The organism is Mesorhizobium sp. WSM4814, assembly GCF_055811595.1.
Genome location: NZ_JBVVQT010000010.1, coordinates 94,782 through 116,423 on the forward strand (window position 1 = coordinate 94,782; position 21,642 = coordinate 116,423).

The 21,642-nt window shown below is 63.6% G+C and carries 17 protein-coding genes; 10 read left to right on the forward strand and 7 right to left on the reverse strand.

What is annotated here, in order from left to right; translation table 11 throughout:
• Positions 1 to 78: 78 nt before the first annotated feature.
• The gene (locus AC0L2V_RS17190; protein ID WP_473513236.1) at positions 79 to 741 is read left to right on the forward strand and encodes a YggS family pyridoxal phosphate-dependent enzyme; all 663 of its coding nucleotides are present in this window, start codon (positions 79 to 81) and stop codon (positions 739 to 741) included.
• Between the two features lie 213 nt (positions 742 to 954).
• Entirely contained in the window at positions 955 to 2,004 is a 1,050-nt protein-coding gene (locus AC0L2V_RS17195; RefSeq protein WP_473520670.1) for an aldo/keto reductase, read from the forward strand.
• A gap of 48 nt (positions 2,005 to 2,052) precedes the next feature.
• Here AC0L2V_RS17195 and AC0L2V_RS17200 read toward each other — a convergent pair whose 3' ends face one another.
• A complete protein-coding gene (locus tag AC0L2V_RS17200) occupies positions 2,053 to 2,961 on the reverse strand; it encodes a LysR family transcriptional regulator (protein WP_473512413.1) in 909 nt (302 codons plus the stop codon).
• Between the two features lie 137 nt (positions 2,962 to 3,098).
• On the opposite strand from AC0L2V_RS17200, the gene AC0L2V_RS17205 reads away from it, so the two are divergent.
• Both AC0L2V_RS17205 and AC0L2V_RS17210 read left to right on the forward strand, forming a co-directional pair.
• Entirely contained in the window at positions 3,099 to 4,277 is a 1,179-nt protein-coding gene (locus AC0L2V_RS17205) for an MFS transporter (protein WP_473512411.1), read from the forward strand.
• Between the two features lie 39 nt (positions 4,278 to 4,316).
• A complete protein-coding gene (locus tag AC0L2V_RS17210; RefSeq protein ID WP_473512409.1) occupies positions 4,317 to 5,351 on the forward strand; it encodes an aldo/keto reductase in 1,035 nt (344 codons plus the stop codon).
• Between the two features lie 332 nt (positions 5,352 to 5,683).
• Here AC0L2V_RS17210 and AC0L2V_RS17215 read toward each other — a convergent pair whose 3' ends face one another.
• Positions 5,684 to 5,956, reverse strand: coding sequence for an usg protein (locus AC0L2V_RS17215; RefSeq protein WP_027154578.1), 273 nt, complete (start codon positions 5,954 to 5,956; stop codon positions 5,684 to 5,686).
• 306 nt (positions 5,957 to 6,262) lie between these two features.
• Here AC0L2V_RS17215 and acs point away from each other — a divergent pair, with 306 nt between their 5' ends.
• Positions 6,263 to 8,218 carry an acetate--CoA ligase gene (gene acs / locus AC0L2V_RS17220; protein ID WP_473512407.1) on the forward strand — a complete coding sequence of 652 codons (1,956 nt, stop codon included), beginning with the start codon at positions 6,263 to 6,265 and terminating at the stop codon, positions 8,216 to 8,218.
• A gap of 59 nt (positions 8,219 to 8,277) precedes the next feature.
• On the opposite strand, the gene AC0L2V_RS17225 is transcribed toward acs, so the two are convergent.
• The 3 genes from AC0L2V_RS17225 to AC0L2V_RS17235 form a co-directional block, all read right to left on the reverse strand.
• Positions 8,278 to 9,546 (reverse strand): class I SAM-dependent methyltransferase, encoded by a 1,269-nt coding sequence (locus AC0L2V_RS17225; RefSeq protein WP_473512406.1) that lies wholly within the window; start codon positions 9,544 to 9,546, stop codon positions 8,278 to 8,280.
• A 436-nt stretch (positions 9,547 to 9,982) separates the two neighbouring features.
• Entirely contained in the window at positions 9,983 to 11,401 is a 1,419-nt protein-coding gene (locus tag AC0L2V_RS17230; protein ID WP_473520671.1) for a TadE/TadG family type IV pilus assembly protein, read from the reverse strand.
• A 337-nt stretch (positions 11,402 to 11,738) separates the two neighbouring features.
• On the reverse strand, positions 11,739 to 12,608 hold the full coding sequence (locus AC0L2V_RS17235) for a transglutaminase-like domain-containing protein (RefSeq protein ID WP_473520672.1): 870 nt from the start codon (positions 12,606 to 12,608) through the stop codon (positions 11,739 to 11,741).
• A 172-nt stretch (positions 12,609 to 12,780) separates the two neighbouring features.
• On the opposite strand from AC0L2V_RS17235, the gene AC0L2V_RS17240 reads away from it, so the two are divergent.
• Positions 12,781 to 13,446 carry an HAD-IA family hydrolase gene (locus tag AC0L2V_RS17240; protein ID WP_128173621.1) on the forward strand — a complete coding sequence of 222 codons (666 nt, stop codon included), beginning with the start codon at positions 12,781 to 12,783 and terminating at the stop codon, positions 13,444 to 13,446.
• Between the two features lie 180 nt (positions 13,447 to 13,626).
• On the opposite strand, the gene AC0L2V_RS17245 is transcribed toward AC0L2V_RS17240, so the two are convergent.
• Positions 13,627 to 13,866 carry a DUF1674 domain-containing protein gene (locus AC0L2V_RS17245; RefSeq protein ID WP_473512403.1) on the reverse strand — a complete coding sequence of 80 codons (240 nt, stop codon included), beginning with the start codon at positions 13,864 to 13,866 and terminating at the stop codon, positions 13,627 to 13,629.
• A 123-nt stretch (positions 13,867 to 13,989) separates the two neighbouring features.
• Here AC0L2V_RS17245 and htpX point away from each other — a divergent pair, with 123 nt between their 5' ends.
• From htpX to purH, 4 genes are all read left to right on the forward strand, one after another.
• The gene (htpX, locus tag AC0L2V_RS17250; RefSeq protein ID WP_473520673.1) at positions 13,990 to 15,003 is read left to right on the forward strand and encodes a zinc metalloprotease HtpX; all 1,014 of its coding nucleotides are present in this window, start codon (positions 13,990 to 13,992) and stop codon (positions 15,001 to 15,003) included.
• Complete coding sequence (locus tag AC0L2V_RS17255; RefSeq protein WP_473520674.1) at positions 14,994 to 16,400, forward strand: RsmB/NOP family class I SAM-dependent RNA methyltransferase; 1,407 nt, start codon at positions 14,994 to 14,996, stop codon at positions 16,398 to 16,400. Before htpX ends, AC0L2V_RS17255 begins: the two co-directional genes overlap by 10 nt.
• A gap of 132 nt (positions 16,401 to 16,532) precedes the next feature.
• Complete coding sequence (locus tag AC0L2V_RS17260; RefSeq protein ID WP_473520675.1) at positions 16,533 to 18,257, forward strand: heparinase II/III family protein; 1,725 nt, start codon at positions 16,533 to 16,535, stop codon at positions 18,255 to 18,257.
• A 90-nt stretch (positions 18,258 to 18,347) separates the two neighbouring features.
• Positions 18,348 to 19,964, forward strand: a complete 1,617-nt coding sequence (purH, locus tag AC0L2V_RS17265) for a bifunctional phosphoribosylaminoimidazolecarboxamide formyltransferase/IMP cyclohydrolase (protein WP_473520676.1) — start codon at positions 18,348 to 18,350, stop codon at positions 19,962 to 19,964.
• Positions 19,965 to 20,168: 204 nt separating this feature from the next.
• On the opposite strand, the gene AC0L2V_RS17270 is transcribed toward purH, so the two are convergent.
• A complete protein-coding gene (locus AC0L2V_RS17270) occupies positions 20,169 to 21,614 on the reverse strand; it encodes an MFS transporter (protein WP_473520677.1) in 1,446 nt (481 codons plus the stop codon).
• Between the last annotated feature and the right edge of the window lie 28 nt (positions 21,615 to 21,642).

The window sequence follows — 21,642 nt, forward strand, 5'->3', positions numbered from 1 at the left end:
GCGGTGTTCACCATGGATTGCCGGACCCGTCAACTGCGACGCCCCGGCCAGGACAAAAACCAGAGTCAGGATATAGGCATGGCGAGCGCCGTCGAACAGTTTTTCACGGTCAAGGCGAGGATCGCCGCCGCCGAGCGCGAGGCAGGACGGCAAGCCGGCGCGGCGACGCTGGTCGCGGTCTCGAAGACCTTCAGCGCCGACGATATCCGCCCGGTCATCGACGCCGGGCAGCGCGTCTTCGGCGAGAACCGCGTCCAGGAAGCACAAGCCAAATGGCCAGCGCTGAAGCAAGGCTTCCCCGACATCGAACTGCACCTGATCGGTCCGCTGCAATCGAACAAGGCGAAGGAAGCAGTCGCCCTGTTCGACGTCATCGAGACGGTCGATCGCGAGAAGATCGCCGCCGAACTCGCCAAGGAAATCGCCAGGCAAGGCCGGTCACCAAAACTCTACGTTCAGGTCAACACCGGCTCGGAACCGCAAAAGACAGGGATCGAACCGCGCGAAGCCGTACCCTTCGTTACGCGCTGCCGCGAGGTCCATGGCCTCGCCATCGAAGGCCTGATGTGCATTCCGCCGGCCGATGAGAACCCCGGCCCGCATTTCGCGCTGCTGGAAAAGCTCGGCACGGAGGCAGGGGTGGAGACGCTTTCGATGGGCATGTCCGGCGACTACGAAACCGCGATCGCCTTCGGCGCGACCAGCATCAGGGTCGGCTCGGCGATCTTCGGCAGCCGCTAGCGGGCATTTTAGCGGCAGTTTAGCGATCAGCCTTGATAGTCGGGCCCGGTGACGGTCCTCGACCCTTGGACAATCTGACCTGTTTCCCGTTGCACCGGATCGTCGGTCGCGGAGCTTGGTCCAGAACCACCAGGCCGTTACGCCAACAAGTAGAAACGAAACGTATCGTTCCTATATCGGCCGGGTCATTCCAAAACTTTCCGGAGCCGCACCATGCGCTACAGTCAACTTGGAAACACGGGGATGTTTGTCTCCGAACTTTGTCTCGGCACCATGACCTTCGGCGCCGCCGACCAAAACAACCAATGGGGCCTGATCGCCAGCCTCGACCAGGATGGCGTCGACAGGATCGTCCAGCGCTCGCTCGCCGCCGGCATTAATTTCTTCGACACGGCCGATGTCTATTCCTTCGGCGCATCAGAACGGTTTCTCGGCCAGTCGCTGCGCAATCTCGGCATCGAGCGGCAGGACGTGATCATCGCCACCAAAGTCCATGGCGCCATGGGCGACGGCCCCAACCAGCGCGGCTCCTCGCGCGGCCACATCATGGATTCGGTCGACGGCAGTCTCGAACGGCTGCAGCTGGACCATATCGATCTCTATCAGTTGCACGGCACCGACGCGGTAACGCCGATCGACGAGACGCTCAGGGCGCTCGACGATCTGGTTGCCAGCGGTAAGGTCCGCTATGTCGGCGTCTCGAACTGGGCAGCCTGGCGCATCGCCAAGGCATTGGGCATCGCCGAACGCAAGGGTTTTGCCCGTTTTGAGACGGTTCAGTCCTACTATTCGATCGCCGGCCGCGATCTGGAGCGCGAGATCGTGCCGCTGCTCAACGAGGAGAAGCTTGGGCTGATGGTCTGGTCGCCGATGGCGGGCGGGCTGCTTTCCGGCAAATACGGACCCGGCGCGCGCGGCAATGGCGAGGGCCGCCGCGCCAGCTTCAATTTCCCGCCGGTCGATGAAGACCGCGCCTGGGCGGCGGTCGCCGTCATGCGCGAGATCGCCGGCAAGCACGGCGCCAGCGTCGCCACGGTGGCACTTGGCTATGTCTTGGCCAAGCCTTTCGTGATGAGCGTGATCATCGGCGCCAGCCGCATGGAGCAGCTCGAACAGAACCTTGCCGCCACCGCGTTGAAGCTCGACAGCGACGATCTTGCTCGTCTCGACGAAGTCAGCGCGCTGCCATCCGAATATCCGGGCTGGATGCTCGAGCGCCAGGCGGCTGGCCGGCGTCCGGCGCCCTTTGCGGAGAAGAAGTAAATCTCAGCTTCGATTTCGGAAGCCGGCGGGCTCCCGATCTTCTTGGGCTCAGCTCAGCCGGACCGTCTCGACCAGAAAGTCGAGAAAGGCCCGCACTCGGGCCGGCAAATGTTTGCCCTGGCCGACGTAAACAGCGTGGGTAAGCTCCTCGTCGCCTGGGTTGAAGTCCTCCAGAAGCGGGACCAGCCGGCCGGCGGCGATGTCGGGCTCCACATGCCAGCGTGCCAGCCGGGCGATGCCAGCGCCCGAGAGCGCCATCAGCCGCATCGCCTCGCCGTCGCTGACCAGCGTGTTTCCGGTGATCGGGACGATGAAGGCCTCGCCGGCCGCGCCGACGAAGGGCCAGCCGTCGACATGGCGCACGAAGCAGAAACCCATCCGATTGTGATGATCGAGATCGGCCGGCGTTTGGAGCGCGCCATGCGTCCTGATGTACGATGGCGCGGCGACGACGACCAGCCGGCTCTGTCCGAGCTTGCGCGCCACCAAACGTGATTCGCCGAGCGGCCCGGCGCGGATGGCGACATCGGCGCGCTCCTCCATCAGGTCGATGACATTGTCGGTCAAAACCAGATCGATGGCGATTTCCGGATAGCGTTCGAGAAAGCGCGGCAACAGCGGGATCAGCCGGTGCTGCCCGAACGGCACGTAGCTGTTGACCCGCAGCCGGCCGCGCGGCGCAGCACCAGCCGCCGCCTCGCGCTCGGCTGCCGCCATGTCGGCCAGGATGCGCACGCCGCTGTCGAAGAAGGCCGCTCCCTCCGGTGTCAGTTGCAGCTTGCGAGTCGAACGGCTGATCAGCCGCGCGCCAAGCCGCGCCTCAAGCCGCGCAATCAGCTTGCTCACCGCCGACGGCGTCATCCGCAGCATCCGCGCCGCAGCCGAAAAACTGCCCGCTTCGACGACACGGACAAACACTTCGATCTCGCCGGAGCGGTTGATGTCGGGCCTCGCCATTCGTGAATCTATTTCACAGACAATGTGCCCGACGCAAGGCTGGTTCACAGCACATGGCAACACGATCTTCCGGGTCGGGGCGCAGGAGGACACGGCGTCCTGTCGTCAAAACTGCTGTCACCGGAGTGGGAACCGCAATGCCTCTTGCACTTTATGCTCTCGCCGCCGGTGCGTTCGGCATCGGTGTCACCGAATTCGTCATTATGGGCCTGCTGCTCGACGTCAGCACCGATCTCGGCGTCTCGATCTCGGCCGCCGGCCAGTTGATCTCCGGCTATGCGCTGGGCGTCGTCATCGGCGCGCCGCTGCTGACGATCGCCACCGGCCGCTGGCCGCGCAAGACCGTGCTTCTGGTGCTGATGGCGGTCTTCACGCTGGGCAACCTCGCCTGCGCGCTGGCCCCCGACTACTGGACGCTGATGGCTGCCCGGGTGCTCACCGCCTTCGCCCACGGCACCTTCTTCGGCGTTGGTGCGGTGGTTGCGACCGGGCTGGTCGCCCCCAACAGGAAGGCCTCGGCGATCGCCCTGATGTTCACCGGCCTGACCATCGCCAACATCCTCGGCGTGCCCTTCGGCACCTGGCTCGGCCAGGCCTTCGGCTGGCGGGCGACCTTCTGGGCTGTAGCCCTGGTCGGCATCGTCGCCTTCGCCATCATTCTCCTGCCGGTGCCCCGCAGCCCGGCAGCGCTGGAAAAGAGCGACCTGCGCGGCGATCTCGCCGTGCTCGGCCGCGCCCCGGTTCTGCTTGGCTTCGCCACCACCGTGCTTGGCTATGCCGGCGTCTTCGCCGTCTTCACCTATATCGCCCCCCTGCTGACCGAGATCACCGGTTTTGCGGAAGCGGCGGTGTCGCCGATCCTGCTTGTTTTCGGCGGCGGCCTCATCGCCGGCAATCTCGCCGGCGGCAAGTTCGCCGACCGCTGGCTGGTGCCTTCCGTCCTCGGCAGTCTCGTTGTGCTGGCGCTGGTGCTCGGCACGATGACCTTCGCCCTGCACAGCCGGGCGATGGCTGTCATCCATGTCGGCCTGCTCGGCGCCGCCGCCTTCGCCACCGTAGCGCCGCTGCAGATGTGGGTGCTGGAAAAGGCTGAAGGCGCCGGCCAGAGCCTCGCCTCGTCCTTCAACATCGCCGCCTTCAACCTCGGCAACGCCGCCGGCGCCTGGCTCGGCGGCATGGTCATCGCCCATGGCCCCGGCCTTGGCGCCATCACCTGGGTCGCCGCCCTGCTGCCGCTCTCGGCGCTCGCCGTGGCGTGGCTGGCGCTGCGTCTCGATCGCCCGACGCTTGGCGAGCCGGCATCTGCCCGCACGTAGCAACCCGACGAACCCCCTTAGACATCACAGGAGAAAAAGATGGATTATCGACGTCTTGGCGCCTCGGGCCTGAAGGTTCCGGCGCTCTCGTTCGGCGCTGGAACCTTCGGCGGCTCGGGGCCGCTGTTCGGCGCCTGGGGCAACAGCGATGCGACGGAAGCGCGGCGGCTGGTCGACATCTGCCTGGAGGCCGGCGTCAACCTGTTCGACACCGCCGACGTCTATTCGAACGGCGCTTCCGAGGAAGTGCTCGGCGCAGCCGTCAAGGGCCGCCGCGATGCCGTGCTGATTTCGACCAAGACCTCGCTGCCGATGGGCGACGGACCCAATGATGCCGGGTCCTCCCGTTCGCGCCTCATCAACGCGGTCGAGCACGCGCTCAAGCGTCTCGGCACCGATTACATCGACCTGCTGCAGCTGCATGCTTTCGACGCCGCAACGCCGATCGAGGAGGTGCTGTCGACGCTGGACAGTCTCGTGCGCGCCGGCAAGCTGCGCTATGTCGGCGTCTCCAACTTTTCCGGCTGGCAAGTGATGAAATCGCTCGGCCTGGCGGACAAGCACGGCTACCCGCGCTACGTCGCCCATCAGGTCTACTATTCGCTGGTCGGGCGCGACTATGAATGGGAGTTGATGCCGCTCGGGCTCGACCAGGGCGTTGGCGCGCTGGTGTGGAGCCCGCTCGGCTGGGGCCGGCTGACCGGCAAGATCCGCCGCGGCGAGCCACTGCCGGAAAAAAGCCGGCTGCACGACACCGCAAGCTTCGGGCCGCCGGTAGAAGACGAGTTGCTCTACAGGGTTGTCGATGCGCTCGAAGCCGTGGCCAGAGAAACCGGCAAGACCGTGCCGCAGATCGCCATCAACTGGTTGCTGCAGCGGCCGACCGTCGCCTCCGTCATTATCGGCGCGCGCACCGAGGAACAGCTGCGCCAGAATCTTGGTGCCGTCGGTTGGTCATTGACATCCGACCAGATCAAGACGCTCGACGCAGCAAGCGCGGTGACCGCAGCCTATCCGTATTTTCCGTATCGCCGGCAGGAGGGTTTTGCCCGGCTGAGCCCGCCTGCGGTCTGAGAGTCGCGATCGCTCGTTCGGGTGACCATCATAAACATTCGGGACTTGCCGAAGCCTCCCCAACTTCGTGATCCCTGGGCGAAGCAGGAGCGAAGCTCCGTCGCGGAGACCCTGGGATCCATGCCATAACCTTGGCCGTAGGGTGCAGCGGAGCAGAATTCGGCCCCGCAGCGGCGCTTTGAAGTCACGGCATGGATCCTGGGGTCTGCGCCGCGTCGCTTCGCTCCTTGCTCCGCCCCAGGATGACGAAGCTCCGAGATGTTTCCGCCAATCACCAAGGCATGCGGAATCCATCATGCAAGCAGCCCGCCAGAACATCCTGCGCCGTTGCCCTAATGCAGCACGAACTCGCCATCGAGCTTCCGCCACTCATTGGGCGCGATCAGCTTCTGGTGCGTATAGCTCACCGAATGCAGCGGGCCATCGAGCTTGGTCTGCCAGAACTCGATGAACCGGATCAGCACCGGAAATTTCGGAGCGATGTCGTAGTCCTGCCAGATGAAGCTCTGCAGCAGATGCGGATGATCGGGAAAATGATAAAGGATTTTGGCCGTGGTCAAGCCATAGCCCTTGAGCATCAGGTCCATTTCGGAATGGTCACGCATCGCGGTCCCCCGGTTGATTCTCCTTCCTCCCAATTTGAAATTGTGCCCGCAATTTGCTTAATCGTCTATTGATATTTCGTAGTTAGAGGCCGGATTTCCGACACAAAAACATGCAGTTAGCAGCGATCGTGGTCGAGTGCTGATAGCGGCAACTCAAACCTCTGCGGCATCCCGCCGCGCGAATCCAACGTCTAATGTTGCCGTCACCGCGGAACTGTTAATAATGCGCGCGAATTCGCGGCCGCTTCGCCGCGATGCCGCCGGCGGTCAAGCCGGGCGGCCTGGTTTCGGGAGGAAAGCAAAGATATGTCCGAGGTTCATGTCCATCGCGTCCAGCCGGCGTGGAAGAAGAATGCGCTGATCGATAAAGACACCTATTTGAAATGGTACGCCGACAGCGTGAAGAACCCGGACAAGTTCTGGGGCAAGCACGGCAAGCGCATCGACTGGTTCAAGCCCTACAGCAAGGTCAAGAACACCTCCTTCGACGGCAAGGTCTCGATCAAATGGTTCGAGGACGGCGAGACCAATGTTTCCTGGAACTGCATCGACCGGCATCTGAAGAAGCGCGGCGATCAGACCGCCATCATCTGGGAAGGCGACAATCCCTACGACGACAGGAAGATCACCTATAACGAGCTCCATGCGCATGTCTGCCGGCTCGCCAATGTGATGAAGAAGCACGGCGTTAGGAAAGGCGACCGCGTCACCATCTACATGCCGATGATCCCCGAAGCCGCCTATGCGATGCTTGCCTGCACGCGCATCGGCGCCATCCATTCGGTGGTCTTCGGCGGCTTCTCACCGGACGCGCTGGCCGGCCGCATCGACGACTGCAAATCAAGCTTCGTCATCACCGCCGACGAGGGCCTGCGCGGCGGCAAGCCGATCCCGCTGAAGGACAACACCGACAAAGCGATCGAGATCGCCGCCAAGGCCGGAACGAAAGTCGAAAAGGTCGTCGTCGTGCGCCGCACCGGCGGCAAGACCGGCTGGGTGGCCGGACGCGACGTCTGGTACCATGACGAGATCGCGACGGTTAAGGCGGAATGCAAGCCGGAGAAGATGAAGGCCGAGGACCCGCTGTTCATCCTCTACACATCGGGCTCGACCGGCAAGCCGAAGGGCGTTCTGCACACCACGGCCGGCTATCTCGTCTACGTCTCGATGACCCACCAATATGTCTTCGACTATCACGACGGCGACATCTACTGGTGCACCGCCGATGTCGGCTGGGTCACCGGTCACAGCTATATCGTCTACGGGCCGCTCGCCAACGGCGCCACCACGCTGATGTTCGAAGGCGTGCCGAACTATCCCTCGCAATCCCGCTTCTGGGAGGTCATCGACAAGCACAAGGTCAACATCTTCTACACCGCGCCGACGGCGTTGCGCGCCCTGATGGGCGCCGGCGACGCCCATGTCGCCAAAACCTCGCGCAAATCGTTGCGCGTGCTCGGCACAGTCGGCGAGCCGATCAATCCGGAAGCCTGGGAGTGGTATTTCAACGTCGTCGGTAACGGCAAGGTGCCGATTGTCGACACCTGGTGGCAGACCGAGACCGGCGGCATCCTGATCACGCCGCTGCCCGGCGCCACCCCGCTCAAGGCAGGTTCGGCGACGCAGCCGTTCTTCGGCGTCAAGCCGCAACTGGTCGACGGCGACGGCAAGGTGCTGGAAGGCGTTGCCAGCGGCAATCTCTGCATCGCCGATTCATGGCCGGGCCAGATGCGCACCGTCTATGGCGACCACGAGCGCTTCGTGCAGACCTATTTTTCCACTTACAAGGGCAAATATTTTACCGGCGACGGCTGCCGCCGCGACGCCGACGGCTACTACTGGATCACCGGCCGGGTCGACGACGTCATCAACGTCTCCGGCCACCGCATGGGCACGGCCGAGGTCGAATCGGCGCTGGTTTCGCACGAGAAAGTCTCGGAAGCCGCCGTCGTCGGCTACCCGCACGACATCAAGGGCCAGGGCATCTACTGCTACGTCACTTTGATGGCCGGCGAGAAGCCGGACGAGGCGTTGCGCAAGGAACTTGTCACCCACGTCCGCAAGGACATCGGCGCCATCGCCACGCCCGACAAGATCCAGTTCGCTCCGGGCCTGCCGAAAACCCGCTCGGGCAAGATCATGCGGCGGATCCTGCGCAAGATCGCCGAGGACGATTTTGCCGCGCTCGGCGATACCTCGACGCTGGCCGACCCGGCGGTCGTCGACGACCTCATCGCCAACCGGCAGAACAAGCGGGCATAAGAAACATCCGGTCGACGGTCGTCGGAAACCCCATCGGATGAAATCGGCTCGCTGGCGCTCTACTGATAAAGGTCCGCCCGCGTCGGCGGCAGTCCGCTCGGGCCCCGCGCGCGCTTGGTGACGACGGTCTGGAAAATCTGCGCCGAGGCGCGTTCGAAAGTAATCGAACAGCCGGTGAGATAAAGCAGCCAGAGGCGCGCCTTGGCTTCGCCGACCTCGGCGATCGCTTCGTCGAAGCGTGCGTGGAGGCGCTCGGCCCACAGACGGCAGGTGCGGGCGTAGTGCTCGCGCAAATTCTCGACATCGTAGACAAGAAAGCCGTGCGCTTCGAGATTGCCAAGCGTCATGCCGATCGTGTCGAGTTCGCCGCCGGGAAAGATGTATTTGATCAGCGCTTTGAATTCCGGGCCCTTGCGCAGGGTCTTCTTGATGCTGCCCTTGTCGCGCCGGGTGATGGCGTGATGCAGATAGATGCCGCCCGGCTTGAGCAGGCGACGAATGGTCGAGAAATAGGCGGCGTGGTTGGCCAGCCCCAGATGCTCGAACATGCCGATCGACGAGATCTTGTCGAAGGAGTCGGACAGCTCGGCATAGGACTTTATCTCGATGGTGATGCGATCCTCCAGTCCCTCAGCACGGATGCGCTCGCGGGCGAGCTGGGTCTGGGCTTCCGACAGCGAGACGCCATGGCCGACGACGCCGTAATTTTTCGCGGCATGGATGAGCATGGCTCCCCAGCCGCAGCCGATGTCGAGCAGCCTTTCGCCGGGCTTCAGCCGGAGCTTGCGGCAGATATGATCGAGCTTGTCTTTCTGCGCCTGGTCAATGTCATTGGCGAAATCGGTGAAATAGCCGCAGCTATAGACCATGCGTTCATCGAGGAAGAGCCGGTAGAAGGCGTTCGAAATGTCGTAGTGGTGCTGGATTGCTTGCCTGTTCGACCCGCTGACGAAGGGGTTGCGCCCGGAAAGGTCGGTCCGCGCCGTCATCTGTTTTCTCGAAAACAGCACGGCCGGCAGGTCGCGCAGGACCGCGAGCTTGGGCAACGACTTGAGCTTCGCCCTGAGCTTGCCCTGCGCAGGCAGAGCGTAGAAATCGAACAGCGACCCGTCTTCCACGTCGATGGTCTTGGAAATCCACATTTCGATCAGCGTCGAGAGGTTGGGCCGCCGCATCACCTGCCAGACGATGTCCTGGTCGTTGATGGTGACCACGGGGCCGGTGGCGGGGCCGATCCGCTCGCCGTTCCACAGCTTGACCGCGAAACCCGGCTTCAACGTCTCGATAACCGTTCGAACGATCCGTGCGGCTCTCTCGGCTGCCTCCATCCCCGTTCCTCCTGCTCAGCCCCTGACGGTCCGGCAGCGACATTGCCTGTCCGATCGGATAGCCGCAAGCAGTTAGCGGCAAACGCGCACCGCATTTTCACGATGGCGCCTTGCCATTTGCAGATCGACACCCCATCATGAGGGCGTGTTCAACAAATCGAAAGGAGGTGATCCGATGTCGAGTGATTTCGTTTTCCAGAACGTGGCCTCAGCGGATTGCACTTTCGGGAAGCAGTCTTCCCGTTAAGGCGCGAGATGCGCGGCTGGCGACGCCTGTAGCGCCGCGCGTCCTTTGGACGCGCAAAGGACGCTCCAGCACTTTAAGTCACGTCGCCGCCATGAGCCGCGCCATGGACGGAAACACGGAAGGCCGCCGGCTTCGAAAGAAGCGGCGGCCTTTTCCTTTGGGTGTTCGTCTATTAGCCGTCGGGGAAGATCAGCGTTTGATGGCAAGCTTCTCGATATTCTTGCTGATCTCGTAGAAGGCAGCGGCCAGTTCCGTGCCGGTGGCGGCCTCGTAGTAGTGCTTCAGCGAGGACCTGTCCGCTGTAGAGCAATTCTTGAGGACGCTCTTTGCCTGATCTCGCTCGGTCGCCGTCATGGTCGGATCGTTCAGGTCGAAGCCGATCGTGAATATCTCAATCCCATCGCGCTTCATGTTGGCGCAGATGGCTTCGGCATTCTTTCGCGAGGTCTGGCCCTGACCCTGCGAGCTGGGCGCACCGGGGCCCTTGGCAAAAGCAGTGTTGAATTGGCCGTCGGTCATCAGGATGGCGATCTTGGCCACCCTTCTTTTGTCGAAATTGGCGGGGCCGGCACCCAGACCGGCATCGGCAATTGCCGAGCGCCACGACGGCGAAAGCATGTAATAGCCCCATTGCGCGGCGATACCGCCGGCCGTCACGCCATCCGCCCTGAAATCCGCGATTGTGTTGAGCAGTTTGTCTTTGTCGGCGGTCAGGGGGATGAGCTCGGCGGACGGGCAGCTCCGCATATTGTAGTCCCGATTGACTTTGGCCAGATAGGTTTTGCCATTGTTGTCCAGGCGCGGCGTGTAAGGGCCGTCGGCCGAATAATCGGCGTAACCATCCCTGTCCTTGCGTTCAGTGGCACATTTATCGGACGCCAATGTCAAGGACACCGAGACCGGAGCATCGATCGGGGGCGGCACCTTTGATCCATATCTCGTCTCGACGAATACCGCGCTGGCCAGACCGCCTGTGTTGACGGCTTCGGCGTAGGGAACGATGGCGATGCGTACGCGGGGATCGTTCTCGTCGCGGTTCCATTTGAGCAGGTCTTCCACGGCTCCTGAAGCCGCGTCCCGCAGGTCGCCAATTTTGTCGGTCTTCTTATACCAGCTTTCCTCCATCGATCCGGTCACGTCGAGCATCATGGCCACTTCAATCTGCCTGTCCGAATAGAGTGCTGTCGTCGATACCGTGACACGCTGCATATCGCCTATGCCGAAGATCGGAAAATAAAGGCGGACATTGACATGCACGTCCGCCTGAACCGTGTTGGCGGTCCTGTCGATGGTCAATTTGTCGAGGACGATCCGATCAGCCTGCAGCATGCCCGCTCGGCTGTTGGCATCGAGAAACGCCTGCACCGACTTGTTGGCCTCGGCCTCCGTGATGACGCCGGTGGTCAGGTCCCGTGCCGTCGAGGTCACCGCCGCATCGACCACGCCCTGCAAGCTCGATTTGGTGTTGTAGAGCTGCGAAACATTGACGGCAAAGCCGACGCCAAGCGCCAGCACCGACGCGACCATGCCGAACAGAACCGCTAAATTTCCGCTTCGATCTCCGGCAAAGCCGCCGATCGCGTGAACAAGACCCCCAAAACGCCGCATGCTCGCCTCCATTCGCCACGACTCGAGCCGTGTGAAGGCCGCATTGCAGGATTCCGGCCGGACGGCGTCCTCATCGCAGCAAAAGCCGGCGGCTCATAGTCAAGCCATTGTTTTTGCTTGGTTTCGAAATGGGGCAAGGTAAATAGGCGGTAAACGACAAGCCGCTGCGGCAGTTTCGTTTACCAAGCGCTTACCATGAACCCGAGGTCTGCCGTGGAGCACAACAGCCCGATCCCGATCCGGCACAGAGGGTCTGTGCCGAAGCGGATCAGGCGCATCATATCCGTAGGACAGCCGATGATCGTAACAGCCGGACGCGCCGTTCGCGCTTGCGCTCCTATGCCAGCATCTGCGCGCTGGCCGTCCTGTCGACGCCGCGATGGGGCGGGTTGAACAGATTGCTTTCCTGCTCGTAGGTCCAGACCTTGAACAGGCTGAGCCGGTGCGGGCCGAAACTGTGCAGCAGCGGCACGTCGGTCGCGTCGCGGCCGCGCGCGATGACGACGCGGCCGATCCTCGGCATGTTGTGGCGGGGGTCGAACGTGTACCACTTGCCTTCGAGGAACACTTCCAGCCACGCCGAAAAATCCATCGGTGCCGGGTCGACCGGCACGCCGATGTCGCCGAGATAACCGTTCACGTAGCGGGCTGGGATGTTCATGCAGCGGCAGAGCGTGATCGCCAGATGAGCGAAGTCGCGGCAGACGCCGACGCGCTCCTCATGCGCCTGCGCCGCCGTGCGGGTCGGGCGCGCATAGCCGTAGCCGAACGACAGACGGTTGTGGACATAGTCGACGATCGCCTGCACCCGGGCCCAGCCGGATGGAACAGGCCCGAAAACCTGCCAGGCCAGATCGCTGAGATGATCGGTTTCGCAATAGCGACTGCCGAGCAGATAACAGAGCACCTCGTCGGGCAACTCCGCCACCGGCACTTCCCTGGCCAGCGTGTTGACCTCGTCGGTCTCGCCGCTGTCCTCGATGACGGCGTCGTAAAGAATGCGAAAGCCTCCGCCAGGCGCGGTGAAGCGGCGGCAGGTGTTGCCATAAAGATCGTGATAGAGCCTGGTGGGGACGGAGGGCGAGGTCAGCACGCGCGTTTGCCGCTTGATGTCGGCCTGGCGCTGCTTGTGGATCTCGAGCAGCGAAATCACCGGGGTGGATTCAGCACAGTCGATGGCGATTTCGTAGCCGAGCCGAATCAGCATTGCGGTTCCCCTCTTGTGAGTGTCGTGGAAGGCGATTGGATTAACGCGAGATGGCCGGCCGTGGTTCCCTGGTCTGTCGAAAAAGGCGATCTCGTGCCTTCCCATGCCGCCGGTGCGACGTTACGGTCGATCGACAGGCTTTGGTTCCTTCCGAAACAACTTGGGATAGCAGATGTTCGCAGGCAGAAAATTCGCAGCCTTGCTGTTCGACATGGACGGCACGGTGGTCAATTCGATTGCCGCGGCAGAAAGGGTCTGGGCAGATTGGGCACGCCGGCAAGATCTCGACGTTGCCGCATTCCTGCCAACGATCCACGGCGTGCGGGCGATCGAGACCATCGCTCGGCTGGCGCTTCCAGGCGTCGACCCGATGCGTGAAGCCGATGCGCTTCTGCAGGCCGAGGTGGCCGATATCGACGGCATCCTTCCAATCGCCGGCGCCGCGGCGTTTCTGGCGTCGCTGCCACCCGAGCGCTGGGCAATCGTCACTTCGGCGCCGCGCGAGCTGGCTCTGCTGCGCATCGCGGCCGCCGGCATCCCGCTTCCCGCCACCCTTGTCGCGGCCGAGGACGTTTCCCGCGGCAAGCCGGCGCCGGATTGCTTCCGGCTGGCCGCCGAGCGGCTGGGCGTTGACGCGCGCGACTGCCTCGTTTTCGAAGATGCGCCCGCCGGGATAGCGGCGGCCGAGGCCGCGGGAGCCACCGTCGTGGTGATCAGCGCCACGCACCAGCATCCGTTGCAAACGCCGCATGCTGCGATCGCCGGTTATGAGGGGATCGGCGTCACCGTCGACGACCGCGGCTGGATTGTCCTCGGCGCGGAGCGCGCTGCTGCTTAGGGTATGTTGAGATTCAGGTCAGGCCGAGCCGGAGTCGAAGACGGGCACGAAGCGACCAGACTAGGTGGGTTCCGAGAACCGGAACGGAGCGGACTTTCAGGTCCGTGAGAAGCGCAGGAATCCGCTGTTCGCAGGCCGGCATCACCTGAATATCGAAATACCCTTAGAAATCGCTGGCCCTTAGAAATCGCTGGTCAGGCCCTTCACTTCCCAATCGCCATAGCGGCCGGGTTCCCTGCCGCCACGGCCGCCGATCTCCCGGGGCATCGCGGCTTCCTGCCGTCGATAGTGTTCGCGCCGTGCTTCCGCTTCCGCCAAAGCGCGGCGGGCTGCCGGTGTCAGCGTCCTTTGCGGCACGTCGTGACCGGGGCCGGCGTCTGCATTGCTGGTTTCGCCTGATATATTGGCTTCGTCGATCATGCGATATTCCCGGCGATTGAAACCGGCCCCAATTGAAACAGGGCCACACGTTTCCCATCATATAGCGATGAGCCGACAAGGATCGACCCTTTTTCCGAAAGGCCGGCAGAAACGGAGCAGACAATGAACACACTTCGCACCGCCATGCTTTTGGCAGCGATGACCGCGCTGTTCATGGGCGTCGGCTATCTGATCGGCGGATCGGGCGGCATGGTGATCGCCTTGCTGATTGCCGCCGCGATGAACCTGTTCAGCTATTGGAACGCCGACAAGATGGTGCTGTCGATGAACCGCGCGGTCGAGGTCGACGAAAGGAACGCCCCGGAATATTACGCCATCGTGCAGAGCCTCGCCAGACAGGCCGGCCTGCCGATGCCGAAAACCTATCTGATCGACAACCCGCAGCCCAACGCTTTCGCCACCGGCCGCAACCCGCAGAATGCCGCGGTCGCCGCCACCACCGGACTGTTGCAGCAACTGTCGCATGAGGAAGTCGCGGCGGTGATGGCGCACGAGCTCGCCCATGTGCAGCACCGCGACACACTGACCATGACGATCGTCGCCACGCTTGCCGGCGCGATCTCGATGCTCGGCAATTTCGCCTTCTTTTTCGGCGGCAACCGCGACAACAACAATTCGCTTGGCATTATCGGTGTGCTGGTGGCGATGATCGTGGCGCCGTTCGCCGCGATGATCGTGCAGATGGCGGTCAGCCGCACCCGCGAATACGAGGCCGACCGGCGCGGCGCCGAGATCTGTGGACAGCCGCTCTGGCTTGCCTCGGCCCTTGACAAGATCGCTCGCGGCGCCGAACGCATCCGCAACCCGGATGCCGAGCGCAATCCGGCAACTGCCCACCTCTTCATCATCAATCCTCTTTCCGGCGAACGCATGGACAGCCTGTTTTCGACCCACCCGAGCACCGACAACCGCATCGCCGCCCTGCAGGCGATGGCGCAGGACATGGCCGGTGGCGCATCCGCCTCCGCGCGGCCGCAAGCGCCGATGCCGCGGCAGGCAGACGAACAGCGGCCATCGGGCCCGTGGGAGAAAGCTGAGCAGCCGGCTGAACCGGCCAGGCCGAAGTCCAATCCCTGGGGCCGCAATCCGACCGGACCCAAGGGTCCGTGGTCGTGAGCGAAGCGAAACGCCGGCACCGAATTTCAGGCGATCATGAAAACAATGCAGCGAGCCCGAGCCCCGGCGAACCTGTTGCCGGCCTTGCCGCGCGCAAGGCCGCGGCACGATTGCTGGCCGCCGTCATCGATGCGAGGACGCCGCTGGACGGGCTGACCGACCACGAGAACGGCCATCCGCAATACAAGGCGCTCGACCTGCGCGACCGGGCGCTGGTGCGCGCCATACTGGTCACCGCGCTGCGCTTCCGCATGACTATATCAGGGTTGCTGGCCCGCCGCCTGGAAAAGCCGCTGCCACCCAACGCCACCGCGCTTTCGCATATTCTGCATGTAGCAGCGGCGCAGATCCTGTTCCTCGATATTCCCGAAAGCGCCGCAGTCGACCTTGCCGTGACCCACGCCAAGTCCGATCCGCGCACGGTGCGCTTCTCCGGTCTCGTCAATGGCGTGCTGCGCACACTGGCGCGATCCAAGCAGGCCGAGCTGGCTGCAGCGCTTGCCGCCACCGACGAAGCGCCGAAATGGTTTTCCGACCGGCTGAAAGCCGCCTATGGCACTGAGAAAGCCAGGCAAATCCTCGCCGCCCACAGATACGAGGCGCCGGTAGACTTCACGGTCAAGACCGATCCTGCGCTGTGGGCCGAGCGGCTCGGCGGCATCGTGCTGCCGACCGGCACTGTGCGCGTGGAGAGACTCAGCGCCTCGGGCACTGAACTGCCCGGCTTTGAAGACGGCGCCTGGTGGGTCCAGGATGCCGCCGCCAGCCTTCCGGCCCGGCTTTTCGGCGACGTCAGGGGTTTGCGCGTCGCCGATCTCTGCGCCGCCCCCGGCGGCAAGACCGCTCAGCTCATTCTCGGCGGCGCCACGGTTACCGCGATCGATTCCTCGAAGAACCGGTTGGCGCGGCTCTCGCAAAATCTCGAACGGCTCGGTTTGTCCGCAGAAATTGTCCAGGCCGATCTGCTCAAATACGAGCCGGAACAACTGTTCGACGCCGTCCTCCTCGACGCGCCCTGCTCCTCAACCGGCACGGTGCGGCGGCATCCCGACGTGCCGTGGACGAAGACGGCGGCCGACATCGAAAAACTCGCCGATCTGCAACGCAGGCTGCTCGCCCGCGCCGTCAGCCTGGTCAGGCCTGGCGGGCGCATCGTCTTTTCCAACTGCTCGCTCGACCCGCTCGAAGGCGAGGCGCTTCACCGCGCCTTCCTCGCCGGGACGGCTGACATTGTCGACGATCCGCTCCGCCCGGGCGAGATCGCCGGCATCGATCCGTTCCTGACGCCGCAGGGGACGCTGCGCACCACGCCCGCAGATCTGGAGCTCGGCTCACCGGAACGGTCCGGCCTGGATGGCTTCTTCGCCGCCCGCATGCGCAGGGCCGGCCAACCCTAGAATTTGAAGACTGTTTTAGGAAGAATCCTGCGGAAAACAGGCTGAATTTCAAGGCCTCCGTGGAATTCGCCTTCGCATAAGTTCTTGAATCATATAAGCTTGTCTTCGGATTGGGCGCTATGAGGAGGGCTTTTGGCGATCGCTGCCGGCAGCACGACACGTCTATGGACGCTTGTCGCGAAGGAGTTCTGGCGCAAGACGCGCCGGCGCCTGCGTGCCGGGCCGATCCATCGCTGGCGCTACTCCGGCCGCACACCGGAACGGGTGTTGATCGCTCCGCCGGACCTGCGCCTGGCCGACCGGCAGATCGCCCTCGAGATTTATTATGGCCGCTATCCGCTGTCGGGACATCTGGTCGAGACCGGCGGCAAGTCGCCCTTCCAGATTGCGGTGGCCAATCCCGGCTGGCAAAAGGCCCTGCACGGCTTTCGCTGGCTGCGCCATATGCGCGCCGCCGGCACCGAGCTTGCCGCCGCCAATGCCCGCGCGCTGGTCTCCGACTGGATCACCATCCATGGCAGCAATATTTCCGGTGTCGCCTGGGAGCCCGGCACGACGGCCAAGCGCGTCATTGCCTGGCTGCAGCATTCCTCGGTGGTGCTGCAGGGTGCTGAATTTCCCTTCTACCGGGCCTTCCTGAAATCGCTGGCCATGCAGATCCGCTATCTCAGGGCGATGGCACGCGAGATGCCGGACGGCAAGGACAGGCTGCGGGCCCGCATCGCGCTTGCCTTTGCCGCTCTGTCGTTACCGGCGCCGGCGTCAGCGCTGCGCGGCGCGACCCGCAACCTCGCCGAGGAGCTCGACCGTCAGATTCTGCCGGATGGAGGCCATGTTTCCCGCAATCCGATGGCCGTGCTTGAAATCCTCGCCGACCTTCTGCCGCTGCGCCAGACTTATGCCAATCAGGCCGAAACGCCGCCGGCGGCGCTGATGGGCGCCATCGATCGCATGCTGCCGGCGCTGCGTTTCTTTCGCCACCAGGACGGCAGCCTCGCCCGCTTCAACGGCATGGGCGCGACCATCCACAACCGCATCGCCACCATTCTGCGCCACGACGACACCGCCGGCGCGCCGTTGCTGCACGCACCGCATTCGGGCTACGAGCGCCTCTCCATGGGCGGCGTCACCGTGATCGCCGATACCGGCCCGCCACCGCGCATCGATGTTTCCAACGCGGCGCACGCCGGATGCCTTTCCTTCGAGCTGTCTTCCGGCCGCCGCCACTATATTGTCAATGCCGGCGTGGACACCTATGGCGCTGCCGAATTCCGGCCGCTTGCCCGCGCCACAGCCGCCCATTCGACAGCCACCATCAACGACACCTCGTCAGCCCGTTTCAGCCACTCGCTTCGCGTCAACGATCTGCTCGGCACGCCGCTGATCGGCGGCCCGCAGCATGTGCCTTGCAAGCGCACCGACCAGCAAGGCAGCCAGGGTTTTCTGGCTCGCCATGACGGCTATGTCGCGCGCTTCGGCTTGCTGCATGAGCGCGAACTGAAATTGTCGACGAACGGCAACGTGCTCGCCGGCAGGGATCGCCTTCTGCGGCCGGGCAATGCTGCGATCCGCAACAACGGCCGCGATTTCGTCACCGTGCGCTTCCACATCCATCCCGACATAGGCCTGCTCAAGGACGAGCACGATCGTCTGGTGCTGACCGCCGATGAAGCCGACACATGGGTGTTCACCTGCACCGAGGTGGCACCCGAGGTCGAGGAATCCATCTATTTCGCCGGCCTTGGCGGCCCGCGCCGCAGCCGGCAGATCGTGCTGGCCTTCAAGGCGTCAGAGATTTCCGAAGTCCATTGGCAACTGACACGGACGGCCATCGCCGGTCATCCGGCAAAAAGCTGAGACTGCGGTAGCCCCGCAGTTTGATTTCCAGGCCTCATGTGCTACGGCGCGCGGACACTGTCCCAACCAGCCGTGAAAGGCCGCCAGCCCATGGCCGTCGCCGCCAAGAACATTCCCGCGCCCGACCTCGTTCCTGTCCGTCGCGCGCTGCTTTCCGTTTTCGACAAGACCGGCCTCATCGATTTCGCCAGGGCGTTGGCCGCTGCCGGCGTCGAGCTGGTCTCCACCGGCGGCACGGCAAAGGCGATCGCCGAGGCAGGCTTGGCTGTACGCGACGTCTCCGAACTCACCGGCTTTCCCGAGATCATGGACGGCCGCGTCAAGACCCTGCATCCGTCCGTGCATGGCGCGTTGCTCGGCGTGCGCGACGATCCCGAACACGCCGCGGCGATGCGCGATCATGGCATCGAGCCGATCGATCTCGTCGTCTCCAATCTCTACCCTTTCGAGGATGTCCGCCGCTCCGGCGCCGCTTACGCCTCGATCGTCGAGAACATCGACATAGGTGGCCCGGCGATGATCCGCGCCGCCGCCAAGAACCACGCCTATGTCGCCATCGTCACAGACCCCGAGGACTATGCCTCGGTGCTCAACGCGCTGGAGATGAATTTCGGCTCGCTCTCGCTGGATTTCCGCAAGAAGCTGGCGGCCAAGGCCTTCGCCCGCACCGCGACCTATGATGCGGCGATTTCCGGCTGGTTCGCCGAAGCGCTGGAGATCGAGCATCCCACCTGGCGCGCCTTCGGCGGCAGGCTCGACCAGGTGATGCGCTACGGCGAGAACCCGCACCAAAGTGCCGGCTTCTACGTCGATGGCGACAAGCGACCGGGCGTCGCGACGGCGCGCCAGCTTCAGGGCAAGCAGCTTTCCTACAACAACATCAACGACACCGACGCCGCCTTCGAACTGGTCGGCGAGTTCGATCCGGCGCGCTCCGCCACCGTCGCCATCATCAAGCACGCCAACCCATGCGGCGTCGCCGAGGGCGCTTCGCTGAAGGCGGCCTATGCCAAAGCGCTTGCCTGCGATCCGGTGTCGGCCTTTGGCGGCATTGTCGCGATGAACCGCACCCTCGATCCCGAGGCAGCCGAAGAGATCGTCAAAACCTTCACCGAGGTCATCATCGCGCCGGGCGCCTCGGACGAAGCAATCCGCATCGTCGCCGCCAAGAAGAACCTGCGCTTGCTGGTCACCGGCGGCTTGCCCGATCCGCGCGCGGCCGGCTCGACTGTGAAATCCGTTTCCGGCGGGTTTCTCGTCCAGGGCCGCGACAATGCGGTGGTCGACGACCTCGACTTGAAAGTGGTGACCCGGCGGGCTCCGACAACGGCCGAAATGGCCGATCTCAAATTCGCTTTCCGCGTCGCAAAGCACGTCAAGTCGAACGCCATCGTCTATGTCAGGGACGGTGCCACCGTCGGCATCGGCGCCGGCCAGATGAGCCGGGTCGATTCCTCGCGCATCGCCGCGCGCAAGGCGCTCGACGCGGCCGAGGCAGCCAGCCTGGCCGAGCCGCTGACCAAGAATTCTGTTGTCGCCTCGGATGCCTTTTTCCCGTTCGCCGACGGGCTTTTGTCTGCGATCGAAGCCGGCGCCACCGCGGTCATCCAGCCGGGCGGCTCGATGCGCGACGACGATGTCATCGCCGCCGCCGACGCCCAAGGCATCGCCATGGTATTTACCGGCGTCAGGCATTTCAGGCATTAGCGCCTCTTGCCTTCTCCCCTTGTGGGAGAAGGTGGCCGAGCGAAGCTCGGTCGGGTGAGGGGTGTTGGCAGGATCGCTACGATGAAGGCGTAAGCTGTTAAAATCCTTGATGTTTTCACGTTGAGTTTCTTGCAGCACCCCTCATCCGTCTCGGCGCTACGCGCCGATCCACCTTCTCCCACAGGGGAGAAGGGAAGAAGCAGCTCACTCCGCCGTCGGGTTGTCTGCCGGATACGGCGTGCGGACCAGGATCGCCAGGCCGACGCCGAGGAACAGCACGATTACAGCCATGCCGAGCCGTTGCGAACCGCTTACCCAGCCTATGGTCGACACCAGAAACGGCGCGAGGAAGCTGGTCGCCCGTCCGGCCAGTGCATAGATGCCGAAATAGCGGCCCGATTCGGCCGCGGTGACGCTACGCGCCATGTAGGAGCGTGACGAGGCTTGTACTGGCCCGAAGGCAAGGCCGATCAGCAAGCCGTAAAGAATGTAGGCCTTTTCCGCCGCCGTGCCGAACAGGCCGCCCGAATCGGCGGTGGAGAGCTGTAGCATCCCGAGCAGCGTGAAACCCGGTCCGGTCGAGACGATGCCGATTGTCGCGACAGACAGCATAACCAGCGAAATCATCACCACGGCCTTGGAGCCGAGCGCCGTGTCGAGACGGGCGGCGATCCAGCAGCCGACGATGGCAACGACGTTGAGGATGATGCCGAACAGGCCGATCTCGGTGATCGACCAGGCGAACATCCCTGCCGCGAAAAGTCCTCCCAGCGCAAGCAGCGCATTGACGCCGTCTTGATAGATCATGCGGGCGACCAGGAAGCGGAAGATGCCGCTGCGCTGGCGCACTTCGGCCAGTGTCGACTTCAGCTCCGACAGCCCCTCGCGCACCGCCGGCCCGATCGGAATGCCTTTGGCGGCATCCGGGGTAAAGAAGAACATCGGCAGGATGAACAGCAAGTACCAGCCAGCCGACAGTGGTCCGGTCGCCCGAGCGTCTTCGCCGAAGATCGGGTCGAGACCGAGGAGCGGGTCGAGACCGACGATCGTCTTGCCGGTCTCCGGCAAACCCGCCATGAAGGCGACGACGAAGATCAGCGCGATCATGCCGCCGAGATAGCCAAGACCCCAGGCCATATTCGAGATGCGGCCGATTTCGCTCTTCGGAACCAGGCGCGGCATCATCGAATCGTTGAACACCGTCGAGAATTCCGCCGCCACCGACGCCAGCGAAAACAAAGCCGCGATAAGAAACAGATTTGAGCCCGGCGCGGCAAACCAGAGCAAACAAAGACTCGTGATCTTGATCGCGGCAAAGCACGCGATCCACGGCTTTCGCGGGCCGGTCTGGTCTGCGATCGAGCCGAGTATGGGCGACAAAACGGCAATGACCAGTCCCGCCGCGGCGATGCTCCAACCCCAGACCGTCAGGCCAAGTAGATGCTGGGATTCGACGTAAGCTTCAACTGCGGCTGGACCGGCTGCCTCGGCAGCTTGCATGGCAGCCGGATCCAGAACCATGCGCGAAGCGAAATAAGGACCGAAGATGAAGGTGGTGATGACGGTGAAGAACGGTTGTGCTGCCCAGTCGAACAGCATCCATCCCCAGATGCCGCGTTCCGGCGCTCGCTGCACTGCTACCTCGGCCATATGCCCTCCTGCCCCGTTCGCTTGGCCT